This is a genomic window from Amycolatopsis sp. A1MSW2902 (assembly GCF_017312175.1).
Lineage (GTDB): Bacteria > Actinomycetota > Actinomycetes > Mycobacteriales > Pseudonocardiaceae > Amycolatopsis > Amycolatopsis nivea.
This window is the reverse complement of record NZ_QJPO01000001.1, coordinates 3,784,504-3,803,385: the sequence shown is the minus strand read 5'-3', so window position 1 is coordinate 3,803,385 and position 18,882 is coordinate 3,784,504. Positions and strand designations below refer to the sequence as shown.

The following is an 18,882-nucleotide window of genomic DNA, read 5'->3' as shown; positions in this document are numbered from 1 at the left end:
GCATGCCGCGGAACGAGGAGCCGATGACGATGGACCCGGTCGACCAGGTGGTGGCGGACTGGGCGCGGGAGCGCCCGGACCTGGACGCCTCGCCGATCGCGATTTTCGGCCGGGTCCGCCGGATCGCCGACCTCGCCGCCGGCGGACTGCGCGAGTACCTGGCCCCGCACGGCCTGACCCCGGGCGCGTTCGACATCCTGTGCAACCTCCGCCGGGCCGGCCGTCCCTACCGGAAGACGCCGTCCGAGCTGGCCGCCTCCGCGCTCGTCACGTCCGGCGCTCTCACCGGACGGCTGGACGCGCTCGAACGCGACGGGCTGATCCGCCGCCGCGACCACCGGGGCGACCGCAGGGTGAGCTACGCCGAACTGACCGCCGCAGGCCGCAAGCTCATCGACCGGGTCCTCGAAGGACATCTCGAGCGCGAGGAATCGCTCCTCGCCAACCTGGACGAGGCGGATCGCAAGGACATCGAACGGGCGCTGGCCCTGCTGGAAAGCGCGGTCCGGCGCGATAACTAACCGCGGGCAGGCAGGCAAGCAACCCGGTGCGGCGCGAAGAATCCAAGGCCTTCGCTCGGCGGTGCACCCGACACTGCCGTCTGACGCGCCCGAAGCTTGCCGCGCGGCTGGTCGAGTTGGCTTGACGCGTCATCCGGGTGCTTGCGGGAGTTCGACGACGAACCGCGCCCCGCCGCCCGGCCGTTCCTCCGCCCACACCCGTCCGTCGTGGCGGTAGACGTGGTCCGCGACGATCGCCAATCCCAGACCGGTCCCTGAATCGGGATCCCGCCGTCCGGCGTGCACCCCTCGGGAGAATCGCTCGAAAATGCGTTCCCGGAGTTCGGCGGGCACCCCGGTGCCCGCGTCGTCCACTTCCAGCCGGACCACGCCGTTGCTCGCGTGTGCGGCCACGCGAACCGCACCGCCGCCGTAGCGGGCCGCGTTGTCGAGGAGGTTCGCCAATACCCGGTCGAGGCGTCGCCGGTCCGCGGCTACCAGCAGCGGGTCCGGGGCGAGGTCGAGAGTCGGGCGCGGGGCCGGGCTGCTCGCGACGCCGCTGCGGACGAGCGAACCGAGGTCGACCAGTTCGCGTTCCTCGCCGTGGTCGGCTTGGTCGACGGCCGAGATCTCCAGCAGGTCGAGCACCATGCCGCGGAACCGCCGCAGTTCGGCGAGCAGGAGCTGCAACGCCTTCTGCGCGGGCGCGGGCATCGCGTCGCGGCGGCGTTCGAGGACTTCCGCGACGGACGTCATCGTGGTGAGCGGGGAGCGCAGTTCGTGGCTGACGTCGGCGGCGAACCGGGCGTCGCGGCGGACCCGTTGTTCCAGTGCGTCGGCGGTGGAGTTGAACGTCGCGGCGAGCGGGGCGAGGTCGGGTCCGGCCTGTTCGGGCAGCCGGGCGCGGAGGTCGCCGCGGGCGATGCGGGCGGCGGTTTCGGTGAACGCGGCGAGCGGACGGAGCGCGCGCCGGGCCGCCCACGCGCCGAGTGCGACGCCGAACAGCCCGCACGCCACGGTGCCCGCCACGAGGATCATGCGCAGGTTGCGGAAGGTCCGTTCGAGCCCGAGCAGCGGATGCAGTTCGACGTAGTAGCCGTTCGACCGGGCGAGTTGTTGCGCGACCGCGAGGACCGGGATCCCGTCGGCGGTGAACCGCTCGTGCGCGGGCGCGCCGGGGCGGGCGCGGGAGAGCAGGCCGGGCGGGAGGTCCGCGGGGCCGACCGGGCGTCCGGCGGTGTGCCAACCGCCCGGCAGGGCCACGAGGATCGTCGAATTCGGTCCGGAAGTGAGGCCGGACAGCAATTCGCCGAGACCGCCGGTCCGGTTGCGGAGCTCGTTCTCGACCAGTCGCGCGTTGATCCGGGAATGCCGGTCCGCGCTCTGCTGGCGCTGGTTGAGCAGGTAGTCGGTGGCGAGGTGCCAGGTCGCCGCCGACAGCGCGCTGACCACCACCAGCAGCCCGAGCCCGAACGCCGCGGAAACCCGGCAGCGCAAGGAAACCCGGCAGCGCAAGGAAAGCCGGGACACGGAAGCGGGGATCACGGCCGGGGCTCGGCACGGTAGCCGATTCCCCGGACAGTGAGCACGAGACGCGGACAATCGGGATTCGGCTCGACCTTGCGCCGCAATCGCCGGATGTGGACGTCGAGCAACCGCGTGCCGCCGAAGTAGTCGCGCCCCCAGATCCGGTGCAGCAACTGCTCCCGCGTGACGACCTCTCCGTCGGCGGCGGCCAATTCGGCCAGCAGGCGGAATTCGGTACGGGTAAGGCGAATGGGGACGCCTTCGCGGGAGACCGTGTCGTCGTGCGTGCTCAGCAGCAGATCGCCGACCTGGAGACAACACCTGCGAACCGGCGCCGCGCGGCGCAACAACGCGCGGATGCGGGCCGCCAGCTCGCCGGCGACCAGCGGCTTGGTCACGTAGTCGTCCGCACCGGCTTCCAGCCCGGCGATGACGTCCTGGCTGTCGGCCCGGGCGGTGATGACGATAACCGGCAGATCCCCGCGCACGCGCAGTTCCTTGCAGACGGCGAGCCCGCCCATGCCCGGCAGCATCAGGTCGAGCAGGACGACGTCCACGCGCACCGATTCCAGCATCGCCAACGCGTCCTCGCCGCACGCGGCTTGGGTCACCGAGCAGCCCTGGTCCGCGAGAGCGAGCGAAAGCGCTTCGCTGATCAGTGCGTCGTCCTCGACCAGCAAGACTCGGACCGTCATCGAGCCGCCCCTCCGCCGCGGAACCTGCCCTAGAAATTGTTCCCTACCGCGGCAAGGGCAGGCGGGGTGCGGATTCCTGTGCGAATCTGGGCGGACAGTGGGGTTTTCGGTGGGGGTGTCGTGAGTGGCGATGCCGGTGAGAACCGGCATCGCCACTCACGACCTCACGGCAGCTGCCGCACCAGGTAATCCCACACCGCCTGCACCGCACGCGGGTGATAGATGTGCTCCCGCTTCGCATGTGACTCCTCCGGCGGCGACCAGCTAGGCCATCCGCCGAAGGACTGGGTCAGCAACTGCTGTTCACAAGCCCGCTCCAACACCACCGCGGCGACGGTCGCGCTTTCCACCGAATCGCCGACCGCCACGATTCCGTGGTTCACCAGGAATACCGCCCGGGCATCGCCGAGTTCCGCGGCCAGGGACTTGCCCAATTCCGGCGTCAGGATCAGATCCGCGGTCTCGGTGTAGCGCGGCACTTCGGGCGGCACGAACAGGTTCGCGGCATGGCTCACCGGCCGCAGCTCCTGTCCCGTCGCGGCGAGGGCGACGGCGTGCGGGGCGTGCGTGTGCACCACCGCGTTGACGTCCGGCCGCGCGGCGATGACCTCGGTGTGGATCGGGTATTCGCTGTGCCGCGGCCCGGTGCCGGAGACGACCTCGCCGTCGGCGTTGACGAGCTGCACCCGCTCCGGCGTCACCTCCTCCATGCCCCATTCCGCGGACTTGATCCACACGCCCCGTCCGTCAGCGTCGCGGCAGGAGACGTGGCCCCAGATGAGGTCGCCCTGTCCTGCGGTGGCCAGGATCCGGGACGACAGCGCGACGAGTTCCTGTTGCGTGCTCATCGGTGCACCAGCCCGCCGTTGACGCTGAGGGTCTGGCCGGTCAGGTAGCCCGCGTCGTCGCTGAGCAGGAACGCGGCCAGCCCGGTCATGTCGTCGGCCCCGGCGGGGCGGTGCAGCGATTGGGCGCGCAGCATAGCCTCGCGTTGTTCGGGCGTCACGGTTTCCCGCGCGACTTCGGTGTAGACCGGGCCCGGCGACAGGGTGTTGACCCGGATGCCGAACTCGCCGAGTTCCCGTGCCATCGAGAAGGTCATGCCGTGCACACCGCCCTTGCTGGCGACGTAATGCAGGTATCCGGGGCGGCCGAGTTGCACCGCGTCGGAGCCGATGTTGACGACGCTTGCCGACGGTGAAGCCTGGAGCAGCGGGAGCAGCGCCGACACGAGCAGCCACGGGCCGCGCAGGTTGACCGCCATCAGACGGTCCCATTCCTCGTCGGTGATCTCCCAGAACGGCTTCATCTTGATGGTGGAGAAGATCGCGGCGTTGTTGATCAGGCCGTCGACCCGCCCGTGCGCCTCGGTGAGCTGCGCCGCGAACTCGGTGCAGCTGGCGCGGCTGGAGACGTCGAGGGCGTACGCGCTGGCTTTGCCGGGACCGTCGAAGGAAACGGCGGTGGCTTGGACACCCTCGAGGTTGAGGTCGGCGAGCACCACGGTCGCGCCTTCGGAGACCAGCCGGCGGGCGTAAGCCGCGCCGATGCCTTGGGCCGCGCCGGTCACGACGACGACCTTTCCGGCGAGTCCGTTGAGGGTCATGTCAGGCTCCAGCTTCGGTAGGAGGGTTCGCCGTCCGGGACGATCTCGGTGGACAGCAGCGTCAGGCAGCCGGGGCAGAACGCTTGGCGCAGCAGGACTTCCCGGTCGACGAACGCGGCGGGATCGGCGTGGACACCCGGTCCGGCGTCGGTCGAGGGCCGTTCGTGGCGCAGCGCGTGCGCCATCGGTTCGGCGGTGGTGTCGCCGATCCGGGCCGAGCAGTGGCGGCAGACGACCGCGCCGGTCGCGTCGTCCACGCGGAGGTTGAGGTCGAGGTTCACTGGTGCGCTCCTTCCGGCAGCGTGAGCCCGGCGCGCTCGTACCGCAGCCGGTCGCGGTGCGCCGCGGTAGCCGCGAGGTCAGGCGCGCCGTTGTCCAGCACGACGCCGTAGACGTCGAGCGCGGCGATCGCGGACACCTTGCCGTCGCGGACGTCGGCGGCGACGCGTTCGGGTTCACGGTGCAGCGGGTCGCCGATTCCGCCGCCGCCTTGCCAATGGGTGAAGTAGACGTCCGCTTCGGCGAGGTCGGTTTCCAGGTGCGGCGGGAGGGTGTCCGCGCGGCCGCGCAGGTCGTCGATCGTCTGCGGGATCCGGCCGTTCGCGAGCTGGTCGCGGACGGTGGTGTCGCGGACGAGGACGTCCCATTGCGTGGCCGCGGGATAGCCGCCGGAAATGCCGGGAGCCTGCGGGACCGCCTTGCCGTTCGCGGAGACGACGAGATGAACGCTGCGGGTGGGGGAGTCGTAGGGGATGAAGCAGCTCGACGCTCCGACGCCGCCGCGCCACCGGCCCGGTCCGCCGGAATCGACCTCCTCGCGCCGCCACAGGTAGAGCATCGGGAAGCTGAACTCGTTGATCTCGATGTCGGCGATGCGGCCCATCGGAATGCAGTTCTCGCCGCCGGTGTCGACGCCGTCGCCGTCCACCTTCGCGCCGAGGCCGCCGGACATCGCGTCGCACAGCATCGTGGCGAAGCCGCCGCCGCGCTGGTCGACGCCGGCCAGCAGGGTGAGATCCCAGGTGCCGCAGCAGACGCTCATCGCCGACCGGCTGAGTTCGGCGTGCGTGCTCAGCATCTGCGCGACGGTTTCGGAGACCGCGTTCTGCGTGGACCAGGCCGAGTTGACCGACGCCTTCCCGATGCCGGCCGGGAAGGTGCAGTTGTTGATCGTCCCGGGTTCGCTGACGATCTCGACGCACCGGTAGATCCCGCCCGGCGACCAGGAGATGTCCGGGCACAGCATGGTCAGGAGGATCGGCAGGATGCCGCCGCGCAGCCCGGCGAGGGTGCAGTTGATGATCCCGTCGACCTGCGGGTCGGTGCCGGTGAAATCGAAGGTCAGGGTGTCGTCCTGTTTGGACATCGCGACGACGATCTTGTGGATGTCCCGGTCGCCCGCCCGCGCGCCGTCCTGGTGCGCGACGGCCGACCACGTTCCGTCCGGCAGCGCTCGCAATTTCGTGCGCAGCTGGGCTTCCGCGTCGCCCATCATCTTCTTCATCACGGCCTTGACGGTGTCCGGGCCGTACTTGTCGATGAGCGCGGTGAGCCGGTCCTGCGCGACGTTGTTCCCGCCGATCTTCGCCCGCAGGTCCAGCCCGACCAGCCGCGGCACGCGGGACCGCCGCAGGTACATGTCCTCCATGTCCGAGCGCAGCGTGCCGCCTTCGACGATCTTCACCGGCGGGATCGGCAGCGCCTCCCAGAACACGTCGTGGCCCTCGACCGACCAGCTGCCCGGCGACACGCCGCCGAGGTCGACCTGGTGCGCGACCGCGCCGGTCCAGCAGAACAGCTGGCCGTCGTAGAACAGCGGGGCGAGGACGGTGACGTCGTTCTGGTGCAGCCCGCCGCCGATCCACGGGTCGTTCAGGAGGAACTGGTCGCCCGGCGCGATTCCCGGGTTCTCGGCGCGATGCTCGAGCGTCCAGCGCACCGCCATGTCCAAAGCGGACCCGAGCTGCATGTTGTACAGCCCGACCTGAACGGTTTCGCCGGTCTCGTCCATGATGCCCGCGCCGAAGTCGTTGCAGTCGGTCACGACGACCGAGCCGGACATGCGCTTGATCGCGTCGCCCATGTCGTCGGTGATGGCGACCAGCCGGTGGCGCACCACTTCGTAAGTGAGGGCGTCGACGTCAGTGGAGTCGACGCGGTGCAGTTGCAGGTCGCCGAACCGGGCTTCCGGGTCGAGGGGAGCGCCGGACTGGACGAATCGCTCGGATCCGGCGACGGGGATGACAGCCATCAGGAGTGTTCCTTCCGTTCGGGGAAACGGATCACGAGGTTGCCGAGACGGTCCACAGCGGCCTGAGTGCCCGGCGGGAGGGCGACGGTGGTGGTCGGCGCTTCGACGACGGCGGGGCCTTCGATCTCGTGGCCGGCGCCGAGTGCGCGGTAGTCGTAGATCGCGGCGGGCTGGCGTCCGGTGCGGACGTCGAGCAGGACCTCCCGTTCGCCGCTCGTGGCGGGCTTGCCGGGCAGGGTGCCGTGTTCGGGCAGTTCCGGCTGGATCTGCAGGATCCCGGTCGCGCGGACGCGGTAGGTGATCAGCTGCAGGCCTGCGTCCGGGAAGCCGGATCCCTTGCCGTACAACGCTTCGTAGCTCGCTTCGAAGTCGCGGCCGAGCTGCTCCACCGACTCGTCGGTCAGCTCGCCGCCGGGTACCGGGGTCGCGACCTCCGCGAGCTGCATGGTGTAGCGGATGTCGGCTTCGCGTTCGTAGCTGATCGCGGAGAAGGTGAGGCCCTGTTCGGCCAACCGGCGTTCCAGTTCCCGTTCCAGGCCGGTGAACACCTCGTTCGCGGTCTCGGCGGGCACCGGCATCGCGACCGGCTGCGACTGTTCCGCGGTCAGCACGATGTCCGAGGCGGCGAGGCCGTAGGCGGAGAAGACCGCCGCGGTGGAGCCGAGCGGGACCACGACCTCCTTGACGCCGAGGTCGGACGAGTAGCTCGCGCAGTGCATCGGGCCCGCGCCGCCGAACGCGTAGAGGGTGAAGTCGCGCGGGTCCTGGCCGGAGTTGACCACGACCTTGCGGACGAGGTCGGCGGTCTGGGCGTTCTGGATCGCGTAGATCGCCGCGGCCGCGTCCTCGACGGACATGCCGAGCGGGGTCGCGACCACCTTGTCGATGGCGTCCCGGGACAGCTGGACGTCCAGTTTCTTGCGCCCGCCCAGGAAGTTGTCCGGGTTGATGATGCCGAGGACGAGGTCGGCGTCGGTGACCGTCGGCTCCCAGCCGCCCTCGCCGTAACAGGCCGGTCCGGGGCGGGCGCCCGCGCTGCGCGGCCCGACGCGGAGGTTGCCGCCCGGGTCGACCCAGGCGATCGCACCGCCGCCGGCTCCGATGGTGTGCACGTCGACCATCGGCGTGCTGATCGTGTACTGGTTGAGGATCGTGCTCGTGGTGGTCACCGGTTTGCCGTCCACGACCAGCCCGACCAGGAAGGTCGTGCCGCCCATGTCGGTCGAGATCACCTTGTCGTGGCCCAGCGACGCGGCCATCCGGGTGCAGCCGACGACCCCGCCGGTGAGCACCGAACCGATGGTTGTGATCGCGTGCGCCGGCGCGTCCGCGGCCGTGACGCAGCCGCCGGAGCCCTGCATCACCAGCAGCGCGCCGGTGAGCCCGCGCTCCCGCAGTTCGGCTTCGAGCGGCCGCAGATAGCTGCCCAGCCGCGGGCCGACCTGCGTGTTCATGATCGTCGTGACGTTGCGCGGGTACTCCCGGATGCGCGGGCTGACCTCGCTGGACAGCGCCACGTACACCTCCGGCGCTTCCTCCTGGACGATCTCGCGCACCCGCTGCTCGTGCGCGGAATTGCGGAACGACCACAGGAACGAGACCGCGATCGCCTCCGCACCGTCGGCGAGCAGCTCGCGGACCGCGGTCCGGACGCCGTCCTCGTCGAGCGGGACGACGACGCGGCCCTGGTAGTCCACGCGCTCGTCGATCTCGCGGATCCGGTGCCGGGGCACCAGGGACGCGGGCTTCGCCGTGCGGGCCATGTGCTGGATGTCGTCGCTGCCGAGACCGGCGTAGCGGCCTTCGAGGTTCATGATGCTGATCGAGTCCGCGTGCCCGCGAGTGGTGAGGAAGCCGACCTGCGCGACGTCCCCGGTCACGAGTGCGTTCAGCGTCGAGGTGGTGCCGTGCACGACGTAATCGGTGTTGGCGAGCAGTTCGCGGACCGGGATGCCGAGTTCCGCGGCGAGCTCGTCGATCGCGGTGAGGAAGCCGGTCGCGAAATCCGGGGGAGTGGACGGGGTTTTGGCGGCGGCGAGCCGGTTGTGCTGGTCGGCGACGAAGGCGTCGGTGAACGTTCCGCCGGTGTCGATGCCGATGACGTACGCCATGAGGGCCCCTTTGCCTTCGATGGTCAGAACATGACGTTGATGGACTTGGTTTCCGTGTAGCTGAGGAGTTCTTCGAGGCTTTCCTCGCGGCCGACGCCGGATCCCTTCACGCCGCCGAACGGCACGTTGGGGAAGTGCCGGGACGAGCCGTTGATCCAGACGAACCCGGCCTCGAACGCGCGGGCGACGCGGTGCGCCCGGGTGACGTCGGAGGTCCAGACGCTCGCGGTCAGCCCGTAGTCGACGCTGTTGGCGATGCGGACCGCTTCGGCCTCGTCGGCGAACGGGATGACCGACAGCAGCGGCCCGAACACCTCCTCGCGGGCGATCCGCATGTCCGGGCGCACGCCGGTGAACACCGTCGGAGCGACGAACAAGCCCTGGTCGACGCCTGCCGGGCGACCGCCGCCGGTGGCGACCTTTGCGCCTTCGGACACCGCGATGTCGATGTAGGACAACGACTTCTCGTACTGCGCCCGGTTGATCATCGTGCCCTGTTCGGTGCGCTCGTCGAACGGATCGCCGATGCGGCGCGCTTCGATCAGCTCGACCACGCGGGCGACGAGCGCGTCGTGGACGTCCTGGTGGACGAGCAGCCGCGAGTTCGACCCGCAGGACTGTCCGGACCAGGTGAAGTTCATGCCGAACACGGCTCCGGCGGCCGCCGCTTCGAGGTCCGCGTCGGGGAACACCACCATGGCGTTCTTGCCGCCGAGTTCGAGGCTGACGTCCTTGACGCCGCTCTCCGCCGCCGCGCGCTGGATGGCGCGTCCGGTGGGTTCGGACCCGATGAACCCGATCCGCCGCACGTGCCGGTGCCGCACCAGCGCGTCCGGCACTGCCGGCCCATCGCCGACGAGTACCGAGAGCACGCCGGGCGGGAAGATGTCCTTCGCCAGCTCGGCCAGCCGCAGCGCGGACAGCGGCGCGGCCTCCGGCGGCTTGAGGATCGTCGGATTGCCCGCGACCAGCGGCGCGGCGATTTTGCCCGCGAACATCAGCGGATGGTTGTAGGGCACGATCCGCGCGACCACGCCGACCGGTTCGCGCGTGGTCACGTGCAGTGCCGTGCTGGCGGGCACCGTCGTGCCCTTCAGCTCCAGCGCCTGCCCGGCGAACATGCGCAGCTGCGCCACCGTCACGCCGACGTCGACGCGCGAGTTCGAGATCGGCGAACCGGCGTCCACGGTGTCGAGCAGGGCCAGTTCCTCGCCGTGGCGTTCGATCGCGTCGGCCAGTTCCGCGACCAGCTTCGCCCGCTCGACCGGCAGAGTGTCCCGCCAGACCGCCCTCGCGTCGGCCGCTGCGCGCACCGCTTCGTCGACGTCGTCGGGTCCCGCGTCGGGGACCTCGGCGATCACCGTGCCCGTGTAAGGGGACACCCGGGAGAAGGTGGCGCCGGACCGCGCCGGGACGAGTTTGCCGTCGATGAGCAGGCGCCACTCGCGGTCGAGAAGTTCGGCGACCCGGGTCGGGATTTCCGGGCCGGAATGTGCTTCGAGCATCGTCGCTCCTGCGCTTCCTGAGTCCCGCGGGGACCTGGAGCCCCGCGTGCCGTCGGCTCATGCTAACCCCGCGACCCGACCCGGAGTCTAGTCTGCGGACTCTGATTCTGTTATCCAGAAATCGTGCCGAGTTTTCTCCCCGGAAGCACCCGCAAACTCCCTGGTCCAGATACCATGTCTGCTATGCAGACATCCGCTGCCGAAGCCGGTCCCGCGCGGCCCGCGCCCCAGTACCCGATCGAATCCGTCGACCGCGCGCTGCGGCTGCTGCGGATGTTCAGCGCCACGCGGGAGCTGCGGCTGTCCGACGCGAGGGACGCGCTGGGGGTCGGGCAGTCGACCGCGCACCGGCTGATGGCGATGCTCGTCCACCACGGGTTCGTCGACCAGGACCCGGCCAGCCGCGTCTACCGCGCCGGGCCCGCGCTGGTCGAAATCGGACTGTCCGTGGTGAACCAGATGGACCTGCGGGCGGTCGCGCGGCCGGTGCTGCAGTGGCTGTCCGAAACCACCGGCGAGACCGTGCACCTCGGTTCCCTGGAGGGCAACCAGGTCCGCTTCCTCGACGTGATCGAGAGCGACCGGGCGCTGCGGGTGTCCGGCCGCGTCGGCCGCACGCTTCCGGCGCACGCGACGAGCTTGGGCAAAGCGATGCTCGCGCACCTGCCCGACGACCAGATCGCCCAGCGCTACCCGGACGACGTCCTGGGCCAGGTCACCACGAAGACCATGACGAGCCGCAGCGCGCTGCTGGCCGAGATCGAACGGATCCGGCGGCGCGGCTACGCGCTCAACGCCGGCGAGAGCGAGGACGGCGTCAGCTCGATCGGCTGCGCGGTGGCCCGGCCGGACGGTCCGCTGCTGGGCGGATTGAGCGTCGCGGCGCCGACCGGGCGGATGACGAAGGCACAGCGGGACGAGCACGCGGTCGCGTTGGTGGAGGGCTGCCGTCGGCTGGCGGAGAAGCTGGTCTGAACGAAAAACCGGCGGTGAACGGGTTGTTCACCGCCGGTTGTGGTTATCGAGTAGCCGTCAGATCGTCCGCTGTGGACAGCGGGACCGGTTCGAACATCGCCGGTTCGTCGTCGGGGAACAGGGCTGTCGGGCCGTAGAGCCAGTCAGTGAACGCGTAATCGTTCGTCGCACGGGCGCGCAGCAGAGTGTTGCGCTGCTCCCGCGCGACACCGTCCAGATGCCACAGGTTTCCCCAGGCACGGGCGGTCAGCACGACCCGGCGGCAATGTTCCGTCCGGACCGCCTCGTACGCGGCCAGTGCACTGTCCCAATCTCCCAGCCGCTTCATGTGCTCGGCCAGCACCCAGCCGTCTTCGATGGCCATGATCGCGCCTTGGGCCAGATACTGCAGGGGAGGGTGCGCGGCGTCGCCGAGCAGGGCGAGGCGGCCGTCAACCCAGGTGGAGATCGGGTTGCGGTCGTACATCCGCCACCATTTGTCCCGCCACATCCGCGGGATCCCGGCCTGCACCTCGTCGCACGTCGCGGCGAAGGCGGCGTCCAGCTCGTCCGGCGTGCCCCAGTCGGCGAGGCCTGCCACGGCCTTCGGGGACTCGAAAACGGCTACCTGATTGAGCAAATCGCCGCCGCGGAGTCCATAGTGGACGAAGTGGCATCGCGGCCCGACGTACACCACGACCTCGGACAGATCGACCGGACGGCCGACCTCGGCGATCGGCACGGTGCCGCGATAAGCGACGTACGCGGACGAGACCGGCTGGTCGTCCGCGAAATGCTTCCGGGCGACGGAGTGCAGGCCGTCAGCGGCGATCACGACCGGCGCGGTGTGCACGGTGCCGTCGTCGGTCACTGCGGTCGCGGGGTCCGGCGTGTACGAGACGATCCGTTGCTCGGTGAGGAGTTCGACGCCCGCGTCGCGGCAGGCGTCGAGGAACAGCCGGTGCAGGTCGCTGCGGTGGATGACCAGGTACGGGAAGCCGTAGCGGCGTTCGAGGTCGCGCAGGGCGAGCGCGGTCAGGTCGCGGCCGTCGACGGCGTCGCGCATGACCATCCGGTCCGGGACGACGCCGCGCGCCTTCGCGGTGTCGAGCAGGCCGTAGGCGTCGAGGATCCGGGTGCAGTTGGGCGCGAGCTGGATGCCGGCTCCGACCTCGCCGAATTCCTTCGCCTGCTCCAGCACCCGGACCCGCAGGCCCAGCCGGGACAGCGCGAACGCGGTGCTCAGCCCGCCGATCCCGCCGCCGACGACGAGCACGTCAGGGGTGTCCATGGGATCTCCTCACAACCAGGGGCCGAGGTCGGGGACCCCGGTCAGTGAATGCGGCCGCCCGGCCAGGTACGCCGCGACGTCGGGCAGCGGACCGTCCGGCAGCGCGTCGAGACCGCGTTTGGCCTGGATTTCGGCGACGAGGGCGGACAGGAACGCCTCCGGCAGGTCGGCGAACGCCAGTCCGGTGCCGAGGTCGACGGCGTGCACGCACACCTCGCGTGCCCGCAGCCACGGGATTTCGGTGGCGGTAACCGTCCGGCCCTGCGCGGTGACGACCTCGGCCTGCCACTGCTCCGGAGTCAGCTCGGCCATCGCGGATTCCAGCGAGCGCGCCGAATCCCGCAGCCACGACGTGAGCTGGGCTTCGGACCGCCGCGAGCCCGCTTCGATATCGGCGTTCCGCTGGTCCGGCGAGGCGTACATCGGGGTGCGCTCGCCGGTCCGCGCCCAGTGCACGAGGTTGCCGAGGGCGTCCGCGTTGGCCGCGACGTGCGCGGCGAGGTGCTTGCGGGACCAGCGGGGGAGCGCGCTCGGTCCGGACAGGTCTTTCGCGTGGGTGAGGAAAAGCTCGGTCCCGAACGAGACCCAGTTCCGTGCGTCGCGGAGTGCCATCAGGATTCCTTCACGATCTGGTTCACGCACGCGCCGATCCCGGCGACCTCGGTGACCACGGTTTCGCCGCCGGTCAGGTAGATCTTCGGATCGCGGGCGTGGCCGACCCCGGCGGGCGTGCCGGTCGCGATCAGGTCGCCGGGGTTGAGCTGGACGATCGTGGAGATGTACTGCACCAGGTGCACCGGGTCGAACAGCAGCGTGCCGGTGTCGTCCTGCTGCATGACGCGACCGTCCACTGTGGTCTTCACCTCGAGCGCGGGCCGGACGCCGCCGACCTCGTCCGGCGTGACGACGTACGGGCCGACCGGCGTCGAGGACTGCCAGATCTTGCCCTGCGTCCACTCGATGGTGCGGAACTGCCAGTCGCGGACCGAGACGTCGTTCATGACGGTGAACCCGGCGATCGCCGCCGCGGCCTCGTCCTCGCTCGCGCGCCGCACGGTCCTGCCGACCACGACGACGAGTTCGACCTCCCAGTCGAGCGCGTCGGTCTCGGGCGGCTTGACGATCGGGTCGGCCGGGCCGGTCAGGGTGTCGGCGAACTTGGGGAACAGCGTCGGGTACGCGGGCAGCTCACGGCCCATTTCCTTGATGTGGTTGGTGTAGTTGTGCCCGACGCAGACCACTTTGGACGGACGCGGCACGACCGGGGCGAGATCCGCGCCCTCGGCGGGCCAGGTCCGGCCGGTCGCCTGGGCGGCGTGCGTTTCCCAGCCGTCCTGGGCGAAAAGCGCGCCGAGATCGGGGGAGCCGAGGTCGACCAGGACGTCTCCGTCGAGGCGGACGGCGCGCGTGCCGCCGTCGACGCGGAGGGTGGCGAGCTTCATCGGAGGGTCTCCTGACGGTCGAGGTGGAGCGCCTCGAAGACGGGCGCGTCCGAGAAACGGAACAGATCAAGGGCGCCGGAGTCGGAATCGGTGGCACCGGCCTCCGACTTCACGGAGAACGGCTGCCACGACGGGACGACGAACAGGTCCCCGCGCGAAACTGCCCAGGTGATGTCGCCGACGGTCACCGTGCCGGAGCCGTCGAACACCTGGCAGACCGACGAGCCGGTCTCCCGCACGGGCGCGGTCTCGGTGCCGCGCGCCACGCGGTGGAACTCGGCGCGGACGGTCGGCAGGACGTCGGAACCGTTGTGCGGGTTGGAAAACCGCACCGCCGCGTGACCCGGCTCGACTGTTCCGCCGTAGCCCTCTTTCTCCAGTTGCAGCTGGTCCCGCAGGGCGGCGTCGGTGTGCTCCCACTTGTACGCCAGCAACGGCGAACCCGGCGCGACCGAGCCGACGGACAGCGGCCGCAGGCCCGGGTGCGCCCACAGCCGTTCGGAACGGGACCGTTCGGGGGAGATCCGCTCGTCGTCGCTGATCGCTTCGCGGCCGAACTCGAAGAACTGCGCGTCGATGCCGTACTGGAACGGGATGTCGAGGCCGTCGAGCCAGGCCATCGGCTCGCGGGTGGCGTTGTGGTGCGCGTGCCAGTTCCAGCCCGCCTGCGGGAGGAAATCGCCTCGGCGCATCGGAACCGCGTCACCGCCGACGACCGTCCACACGCCCGAGCCCTCGACGACGAACCGGAACGCGTTCTGCGTGTGCCGGTGCTCGGGCGCGTCCTCGCCGGGCATCAGGTACTGGATCGCCGCCCACAGCGTCGGAGTCGCGAACGGACGGCCGCCGAGCCCGGGGTTGGCGAGCGCGATCGCGCGCCGTTCGCCGCCGCGCCCGACCGGCACGATCTCGCCCGCCTGCTCGGCGAGCCGGAGCAGGTTCGCCCACTGCCACCGGTGCGGCACCGCCCGCGAGCGCGGGTGCGCGGGCATCAGGTCGCCGATCTCCGTCCACAACGGAACGAGCAGTTCCTGTTCGAAGCCGCGGTAGAGGTCCCGCAGCGCGGGCGTGACCGCGGGCTGGTCCGGTGCGTCGACCGCGGCGAGCTGAACGGGAGTTCGCGCTGGAGTGCTGGTCATGGGGTTATGGTGGGCCTGTCCCGTTCTGCGGAAAACGGGATTCTGGTGTGCGGAAAGGCAGCCCCGATGGACAAACGGTTCAAGGCACCGCCGCCGTACGCGGTGGCGAGCGTCGACAACGCCCTGCGGATCGCAGCGATGCTGCAGCTCGAAGGCCCGTTGACGGTCTCCGAGGTGGCCGAGCGGATCGGCGTCGCGCCCTCGACCGCGCACCGGTTGCTGGCGATGCTCGTCTACCGCGATTTCGCCGTTCAGGACGCCAACCGCGCCTACCGGGTCGGCCCGGTCCTGGAACTGGCCGCGCACTCGCAGTCGGCCGCGTCGAAGCTGCGCGCGGCGGCGCTTCCGCACCTGCGGCGCCTGGTGGACCTGCTGGACGAGTCGGTGAACCTGACCGTCCGGACCGGGGACACGGCCCGGTTCATCGCGAGCGTCGAATGCTCGCAGGCGCTGCGGGTAGGTTCACGCGAAGGGATGGTTTTCCCGGTACATCAGACGACGGCCGGTCTGCTGCTGCTCGCCGAGCTGCCGCCGGACCAGGTGGAGGAGCTCTACGCGGTCGACAAGCCTGGCGAGCGGCCGGACCCGGTGGAATTGCGGGCTGACCTGGCGCGTGTGCGGCGCAGCGGCTTCGCGCTGAACCAGGGCCGGTCGGAACGGGGAGTGGTCGCGGTCGGCGTGCCGGTGCACGGAGCGGACGGGGTGGTCGTCGCCGGGCTGTCGGTGTCGATGCCGAGCGTGCGGTACCGGAAGGATCAGCTGCCGACGCTGGTGGCGTCGCTGCGTGCGACGGCGGCGGCGCTGGAGGCGGACCTGCGCGGTTAACGCGCGTCTTCTCCGGCGAGTGCCGCCGCGAAAGCCGCGTGCACGTTGAGGAATTGCTGCACCGGCAGCTCTGCCGCGACCCCGGGACGCTGCGGGGCCAGCTGTTTCGCCGCCCAATCGCCCCACCGCACGTGTGCTTCCTCGACGCTCAAGTGCGCTGCTTCTGCGGCGTGGCGAGCGTTCACGCCGTCCAGGATCGCCTGGTGCATCAACGCGGGCGTCGAGCGCTGTTCCCATGCCCGCAAGGACGCCATCGAGGAAAGCCGGTGCAACGTCGAGGAAACCGTCGGCGGTGCGGACCGGGGTAGCGGAAACCCGCGTTCGAGAGGTCCTCGCCGCGGTGCCGTGCCGTCTGCGCTGTCAGTGATCAAGCTCGTCATCAGAGTCCCTCCGACGTGCGGTTACCCGCCTCCGCACGGCCGAAACCCTTGATCGTCCGGTCGTGCGCGCGTTGGCCGGCTGCAGCGGGTCGATGCCGACCGGGTCCAGATGCGGGTCGCGCAGCAGGGACCCGAACGCGGCCTTGGCGACGGCGAGGATCGGCACCGCGAGCAGGGCCCCGACGATCCCGGCGACCTCGAGGCCGAGCGCGATGCCCAGCACCACGGCCAGCGGGTGCAGCCGGACCGCGCGGCCGAGCAGGAAGGGCTGCAGGACATGGCTTTCGAGCTGCATCACCGCGACGACGATCGCGAGCACGATGCCCGCCGCGACGAATCCGTTGGCGACCAGGGCGATCAGCACGGCGACCGCGCCGGTCACCACCGCGCCGATGATCGGCACGAACGCGCCGATGAAGATCAGCGCCGCCAGCGGCACCGCGAGCGGGACGCCGACCAGCCAGATGCCGACGCCGATGCAGACCGCGTCCACGCAGGCCACCGCGACGGTCGCGCGCACGTAGCTGACCAGCGAGGCGAACCCGCGGCGGCCGGCGACGTCGATTTCGTCGCGAAGGGAGACCGGCACGATCCGCAGCAGGAAGTGCCACACCTGATTGCCGCTGTACAGGAAGAAAACGAGCACGAACAGCGTCAGCAGCATCTCGGTCAGCACGCCGCCGACGGTCGCCGCGGTGGAGAGCACCCGGCCGGTGAGTTCGGCGGTGTTGCCCTGGATCGCGCTGACCGCCTTGTCGAGCAGTTGCTGCACCTGCGGCAGGTGCAGCGGACCGTGCTGGAGCCAGTTGTTGATGCGCGCCAGACTGGCTCCGACCTGGTTGCCCAGCTGGGGAAGGCTCGCGGTGACCGTGGTGATCACCAGCGCGAGAACCCCGCCGAGGACGGCGAGCCCGACGACGATCGCGACGAGCGTCGCCAGCGCGCGCGGCACGTGCCAGCGCACCAGCCGCTCCACCAGCGGCGCGAACAACGCCGACAGGAGCAGGGCGATCCCGATCGGGACGGTGACCTGCGCGAGGTAGCCGAGCGTCCACGCGATGACCCCGAGCATGGTCAGGACTACCAGGAACCGCCAGCTGGCTGCCGCCGCGACCCGGAGCGACCACGGCACCGCGTCGGCGGCGTCCCGGCGTCGACGGCGGTTCGCGCCCGCGATCTTGCGCGCCGGGGCGTTCATCCCGCCGCCGCCTTGGCCGACAACGGCTGGGCGACCGATTCGAGCGAGCGCCGTTCAGCCCGGATCCCCAGCGCCGCCTCGGCAAGGCCGCCCGCGATCATCATGCCCGCGCCCAGGTAGTAGCCGAAAGCGACGTTCCCCACGACGCCGGTTTCGACCAGGCTGCCGAACAGCACCGGCCCGATGATCCCGCCGAGGCCGGTGCCGACGGAGTAGAAGATCGCGATCGCCAGCGCGCGCACTTCGAGCGGGAAGATCTCCGACACCGTGAGGTACGCGGAGCTGGCTCCGGCCGAAGCCAGGAAGAACACCGCGCACCACGCGATCGTCAGGGTGACCGCGGAGAGCACGCCGGCTTGGAACAGCAGCCCGGTCCCGACCAGCAGCACGCCGGAGCCGAGGTAGCTCGTGATGATCATCGGACGGCGGCCGATCGAGTCGAAGAACCGCGCGAGCACCAGCGGGCCGACGAAACTGCCCGCCGCGAGCGGCACCAGGTAGAGCCCGACGGATCCGCTGGAAACGCCGAAGAACCGGCTCAGTACCAGGCCTTGGGTGAAGTAGATGGCGTTGTACAGGAACGCCTGCCCGACGAAGAGCGCGAGCCCGAGCAACGTCCGTCTCGGGTAGCTGCGCACGAGTGTCACCGCGACCTCGGTCAGGCTGGTTCGGGTGCGTTTCTCGACCTCGATGGTGTCGTCGACCGGTTCGAGCCGTTCGCCGGTCGTTTTCTGGACGCGGTCTTCAATGCCGGTGACAACGTGGTCGGCCTCCTCGGCACGGCCGTGCGTGAACAACCAGCGCGGACTTTCCGGGACGGTGCGACGGACAATCAGGATGAACAGGCCGAGCACCGCACCCAGCCCGAACGCCAGCCGCCAGCCGAGCCACGCCGGGATCAGGCCGACGTCGAGCAGCACCAGGCTGAGCGCCGCACCGCCGGCCGCGCCGAACCAGTAGGAGCCGTTGACCGCGAGGCTCACCGTGGCGCGCCAGCGGGCGGGCACGAGTTCGTCGATCGCGGAGTTGATCGCCGCGTACTCGCCGCCGATGCCCGCGCCGGTCAGGAACCGCATGAGGAAGAACCACCATGGGGCGAAGGAAAACGCGGTCAGGACGGTGGCGAGGAGGTAGAGGCCGAGGGTCAGCAGGAAGAGGCGTTTCCGGCCCCAGCGGTCGGTGAGATACCCGAAAACCAGCGAACCGTAGACCGCGCCGGTGACGTAGCACGAGGTCGCGAGCCCGACCTGGGTCTCGGACAGCACGAGCCCGCTGCCGGGTTCGGTCAGCCGGTCGGACAGCGCGCTGACGATGGTCACCTCGAGCCCGTCGAGGATCCACACCGTGCCCAGCCCGACGAGCATCAGCCAATGCCACGACGACCAAGGCAGCCGGTCCATCCTCGCCGGCACATCGGTTCGCACCACGTCGATCACCTCGCGGCGCGAATTCCCGGCG

At 70.4% G+C, this 18,882-nt stretch carries 18 protein-coding genes; 3 read left to right on the top strand and 15 right to left on the bottom strand.

The window, feature by feature from the left end; all coding sequences use genetic code 11:
• The first annotated feature begins 2 nt into the window (after positions 1 to 2).
• Positions 3 to 521, top strand: coding sequence for a MarR family winged helix-turn-helix transcriptional regulator (locus tag DMP23_RS17480; RefSeq protein ID WP_337821722.1), 519 nt, complete (start codon positions 3 to 5; stop codon positions 519 to 521).
• A 129-nt stretch (positions 522 to 650) separates the two neighbouring features.
• Here DMP23_RS17480 and DMP23_RS17475 read toward each other — a convergent pair whose 3' ends face one another.
• The 8 genes from DMP23_RS17475 to DMP23_RS17440 all read right to left on the bottom strand — a co-directional run bounded on the left by DMP23_RS17475 (position 651) and on the right by DMP23_RS17440 (position 10,195).
• Positions 651 to 2,045 (bottom strand): sensor histidine kinase, encoded by a 1,395-nt coding sequence (locus tag DMP23_RS17475; protein WP_337821721.1) that lies wholly within the window; start codon positions 2,043 to 2,045, stop codon positions 651 to 653.
• The gene (locus DMP23_RS17470) at positions 2,042 to 2,722 is read right to left on the bottom strand and encodes a response regulator transcription factor (protein ID WP_337821720.1); all 681 of its coding nucleotides are present in this window, start codon (positions 2,720 to 2,722) and stop codon (positions 2,042 to 2,044) included. The genes DMP23_RS17475 and DMP23_RS17470 overlap by 4 nt, the downstream gene beginning before the upstream one ends.
• Positions 2,723 to 2,886: 164 nt before the next feature.
• Positions 2,887 to 3,570 carry a class II aldolase/adducin family protein gene (locus DMP23_RS17465; RefSeq protein WP_337821719.1) on the bottom strand — a complete coding sequence of 228 codons (684 nt, stop codon included), beginning with the start codon at positions 3,568 to 3,570 and terminating at the stop codon, positions 2,887 to 2,889.
• Positions 3,567 to 4,328 carry an SDR family NAD(P)-dependent oxidoreductase gene (locus tag DMP23_RS17460; RefSeq protein ID WP_336159672.1) on the bottom strand — a complete coding sequence of 254 codons (762 nt, stop codon included), beginning with the start codon at positions 4,326 to 4,328 and terminating at the stop codon, positions 3,567 to 3,569. Before DMP23_RS17460 ends, DMP23_RS17465 begins: the two co-directional genes overlap by 4 nt.
• On the bottom strand, positions 4,325 to 4,609 hold the full coding sequence (locus DMP23_RS17455) for an acetone carboxylase subunit gamma (protein ID WP_134662835.1): 285 nt from the start codon (positions 4,607 to 4,609) through the stop codon (positions 4,325 to 4,327). The genes DMP23_RS17460 and DMP23_RS17455 overlap by 4 nt, the downstream gene beginning before the upstream one ends.
• Positions 4,606 to 6,579 carry a hydantoinase B/oxoprolinase family protein gene (locus DMP23_RS17450; RefSeq protein ID WP_337821718.1) on the bottom strand — a complete coding sequence of 658 codons (1,974 nt, stop codon included), beginning with the start codon at positions 6,577 to 6,579 and terminating at the stop codon, positions 4,606 to 4,608. The genes DMP23_RS17455 and DMP23_RS17450 overlap by 4 nt, the downstream gene beginning before the upstream one ends.
• Positions 6,579 to 8,690: a hydantoinase/oxoprolinase family protein gene (locus DMP23_RS17445; protein ID WP_337821717.1), complete on the bottom strand. Its 2,112-nt coding sequence runs from the start codon at positions 8,688 to 8,690 to the stop codon at positions 6,579 to 6,581. Before DMP23_RS17445 ends, DMP23_RS17450 begins: the two co-directional genes overlap by 1 nt.
• Before the next feature lie 23 nt (positions 8,691 to 8,713).
• Positions 8,714 to 10,195, bottom strand: a complete 1,482-nt coding sequence (locus tag DMP23_RS17440; protein WP_134732141.1) for an aldehyde dehydrogenase family protein — start codon at positions 10,193 to 10,195, stop codon at positions 8,714 to 8,716.
• A 183-nt stretch (positions 10,196 to 10,378) separates the two neighbouring features.
• Between DMP23_RS17440 and DMP23_RS17435 the strand changes: the two genes are divergently transcribed.
• Positions 10,379 to 11,170 (top strand): IclR family transcriptional regulator, encoded by a 792-nt coding sequence (locus DMP23_RS17435; RefSeq protein WP_063697846.1) that lies wholly within the window; start codon positions 10,379 to 10,381, stop codon positions 11,168 to 11,170.
• Between the two features lie 43 nt (positions 11,171 to 11,213).
• Here DMP23_RS17435 and DMP23_RS17430 read toward each other — a convergent pair whose 3' ends face one another.
• The 4 genes from DMP23_RS17430 to DMP23_RS17415 are packed head-to-tail and all read right to left on the bottom strand — an operon-like array spanning position 11,214 to position 15,021.
• A complete protein-coding gene (locus tag DMP23_RS17430; protein ID WP_337821716.1) occupies positions 11,214 to 12,440 on the bottom strand; it encodes an FAD-dependent oxidoreductase in 1,227 nt (408 codons plus the stop codon).
• A 9-nt stretch (positions 12,441 to 12,449) separates the two neighbouring features.
• Positions 12,450 to 13,052, bottom strand: a complete 603-nt coding sequence (locus tag DMP23_RS17425) for a maleylpyruvate isomerase family mycothiol-dependent enzyme (protein WP_337821715.1) — start codon at positions 13,050 to 13,052, stop codon at positions 12,450 to 12,452.
• Positions 13,052 to 13,882: a fumarylacetoacetate hydrolase family protein gene (locus DMP23_RS17420; RefSeq protein ID WP_134662830.1), complete on the bottom strand. Its 831-nt coding sequence runs from the start codon at positions 13,880 to 13,882 to the stop codon at positions 13,052 to 13,054. Before DMP23_RS17420 ends, DMP23_RS17425 begins: the two co-directional genes overlap by 1 nt.
• Complete coding sequence (locus DMP23_RS17415) at positions 13,879 to 15,021, bottom strand: cupin domain-containing protein (protein ID WP_037806298.1); 1,143 nt, start codon at positions 15,019 to 15,021, stop codon at positions 13,879 to 13,881. Before DMP23_RS17415 ends, DMP23_RS17420 begins: the two co-directional genes overlap by 4 nt.
• A gap of 66 nt (positions 15,022 to 15,087) precedes the next feature.
• Between DMP23_RS17415 and DMP23_RS17410 the strand changes: the two genes are divergently transcribed.
• Positions 15,088 to 15,846, top strand: a complete 759-nt coding sequence (locus tag DMP23_RS17410) for an IclR family transcriptional regulator (protein WP_037806297.1) — start codon at positions 15,088 to 15,090, stop codon at positions 15,844 to 15,846.
• On the opposite strand, the gene DMP23_RS17405 is transcribed toward DMP23_RS17410, so the two are convergent.
• The 3 genes from DMP23_RS17405 to DMP23_RS17395 are packed head-to-tail and all read right to left on the bottom strand — an operon-like array spanning position 15,843 to position 18,851.
• Positions 15,843 to 16,226 carry a hypothetical protein gene (locus tag DMP23_RS17405; RefSeq protein WP_037806296.1) on the bottom strand — a complete coding sequence of 128 codons (384 nt, stop codon included), beginning with the start codon at positions 16,224 to 16,226 and terminating at the stop codon, positions 15,843 to 15,845. The genes DMP23_RS17410 and DMP23_RS17405 overlap by 4 nt on opposite strands.
• Positions 16,207 to 17,424 (bottom strand): AI-2E family transporter, encoded by a 1,218-nt coding sequence (locus tag DMP23_RS17400; RefSeq protein ID WP_337821714.1) that lies wholly within the window; start codon positions 17,422 to 17,424, stop codon positions 16,207 to 16,209. The genes DMP23_RS17405 and DMP23_RS17400 overlap by 20 nt, the downstream gene beginning before the upstream one ends.
• A complete protein-coding gene (locus DMP23_RS17395) occupies positions 17,421 to 18,851 on the bottom strand; it encodes an MFS transporter (protein WP_337821713.1) in 1,431 nt (476 codons plus the stop codon). The genes DMP23_RS17400 and DMP23_RS17395 overlap by 4 nt, the downstream gene beginning before the upstream one ends.
• Between the last annotated feature and the right edge of the window lie 31 nt (positions 18,852 to 18,882).

Excerpts from the sequence above, each read along its gene's own strand:
- DMP23_RS17430 (WP_337821716.1), bottom strand. The coding sequence starts at position 12,440 with ATGGACACCCCTGACGTGCTCGTCGTCGGCGGCGGGATCGGCGGGCTG.
- DMP23_RS17465 (WP_337821719.1), bottom strand. The coding sequence starts at position 3,570 with ATGAGCACGCAACAGGAACTCGTCGCGCTGTCGTCCCGGATCCTGGCC.
- DMP23_RS17405 (WP_037806296.1), bottom strand. The coding sequence starts at position 16,226 with ATGACGAGCTTGATCACTGACAGCGCAGACGGCACGGCACCGCGGCGA.
- DMP23_RS17480 (WP_337821722.1), top strand. The coding sequence starts at position 3 with ATGCCGCGGAACGAGGAGCCGATGACGATGGACCCGGTCGACCAGGTG.
- DMP23_RS17450 (WP_337821718.1), bottom strand. The coding sequence starts at position 6,579 with ATGGCTGTCATCCCCGTCGCCGGATCCGAGCGATTCGTCCAGTCCGGC.
- DMP23_RS17425 (WP_337821715.1), bottom strand. The coding sequence starts at position 13,052 with ATGGCACTCCGCGACGCACGGAACTGGGTCTCGTTCGGGACCGAGCTT.
- DMP23_RS17440 (WP_134732141.1), bottom strand. The coding sequence starts at position 10,195 with ATGCTCGAAGCACATTCCGGCCCGGAAATCCCGACCCGGGTCGCCGAA.
- DMP23_RS17415 (WP_037806298.1), bottom strand. The coding sequence starts at position 15,021 with ATGACCAGCACTCCAGCGCGAACTCCCGTTCAGCTCGCCGCGGTCGAC.
- DMP23_RS17445 (WP_337821717.1), bottom strand. The coding sequence starts at position 8,690 with ATGGCGTACGTCATCGGCATCGACACCGGCGGAACGTTCACCGACGCC.
- DMP23_RS17460 (WP_336159672.1), bottom strand. The coding sequence starts at position 4,328 with ATGACCCTCAACGGACTCGCCGGAAAGGTCGTCGTCGTGACCGGCGCG.
- DMP23_RS17420 (WP_134662830.1), bottom strand. The coding sequence starts at position 13,882 with ATGAAGCTCGCCACCCTCCGCGTCGACGGCGGCACGCGCGCCGTCCGC.
- DMP23_RS17470 (WP_337821720.1), bottom strand. The coding sequence starts at position 2,722 with ATGACGGTCCGAGTCTTGCTGGTCGAGGACGACGCACTGATCAGCGAA.
- DMP23_RS17400 (WP_337821714.1), bottom strand. The coding sequence starts at position 17,424 with ATGAACGCCCCGGCGCGCAAGATCGCGGGCGCGAACCGCCGTCGACGC.
- DMP23_RS17435 (WP_063697846.1), top strand. The coding sequence starts at position 10,379 with ATGCAGACATCCGCTGCCGAAGCCGGTCCCGCGCGGCCCGCGCCCCAG.
- DMP23_RS17410 (WP_037806297.1), top strand. The coding sequence starts at position 15,088 with ATGGACAAACGGTTCAAGGCACCGCCGCCGTACGCGGTGGCGAGCGTC.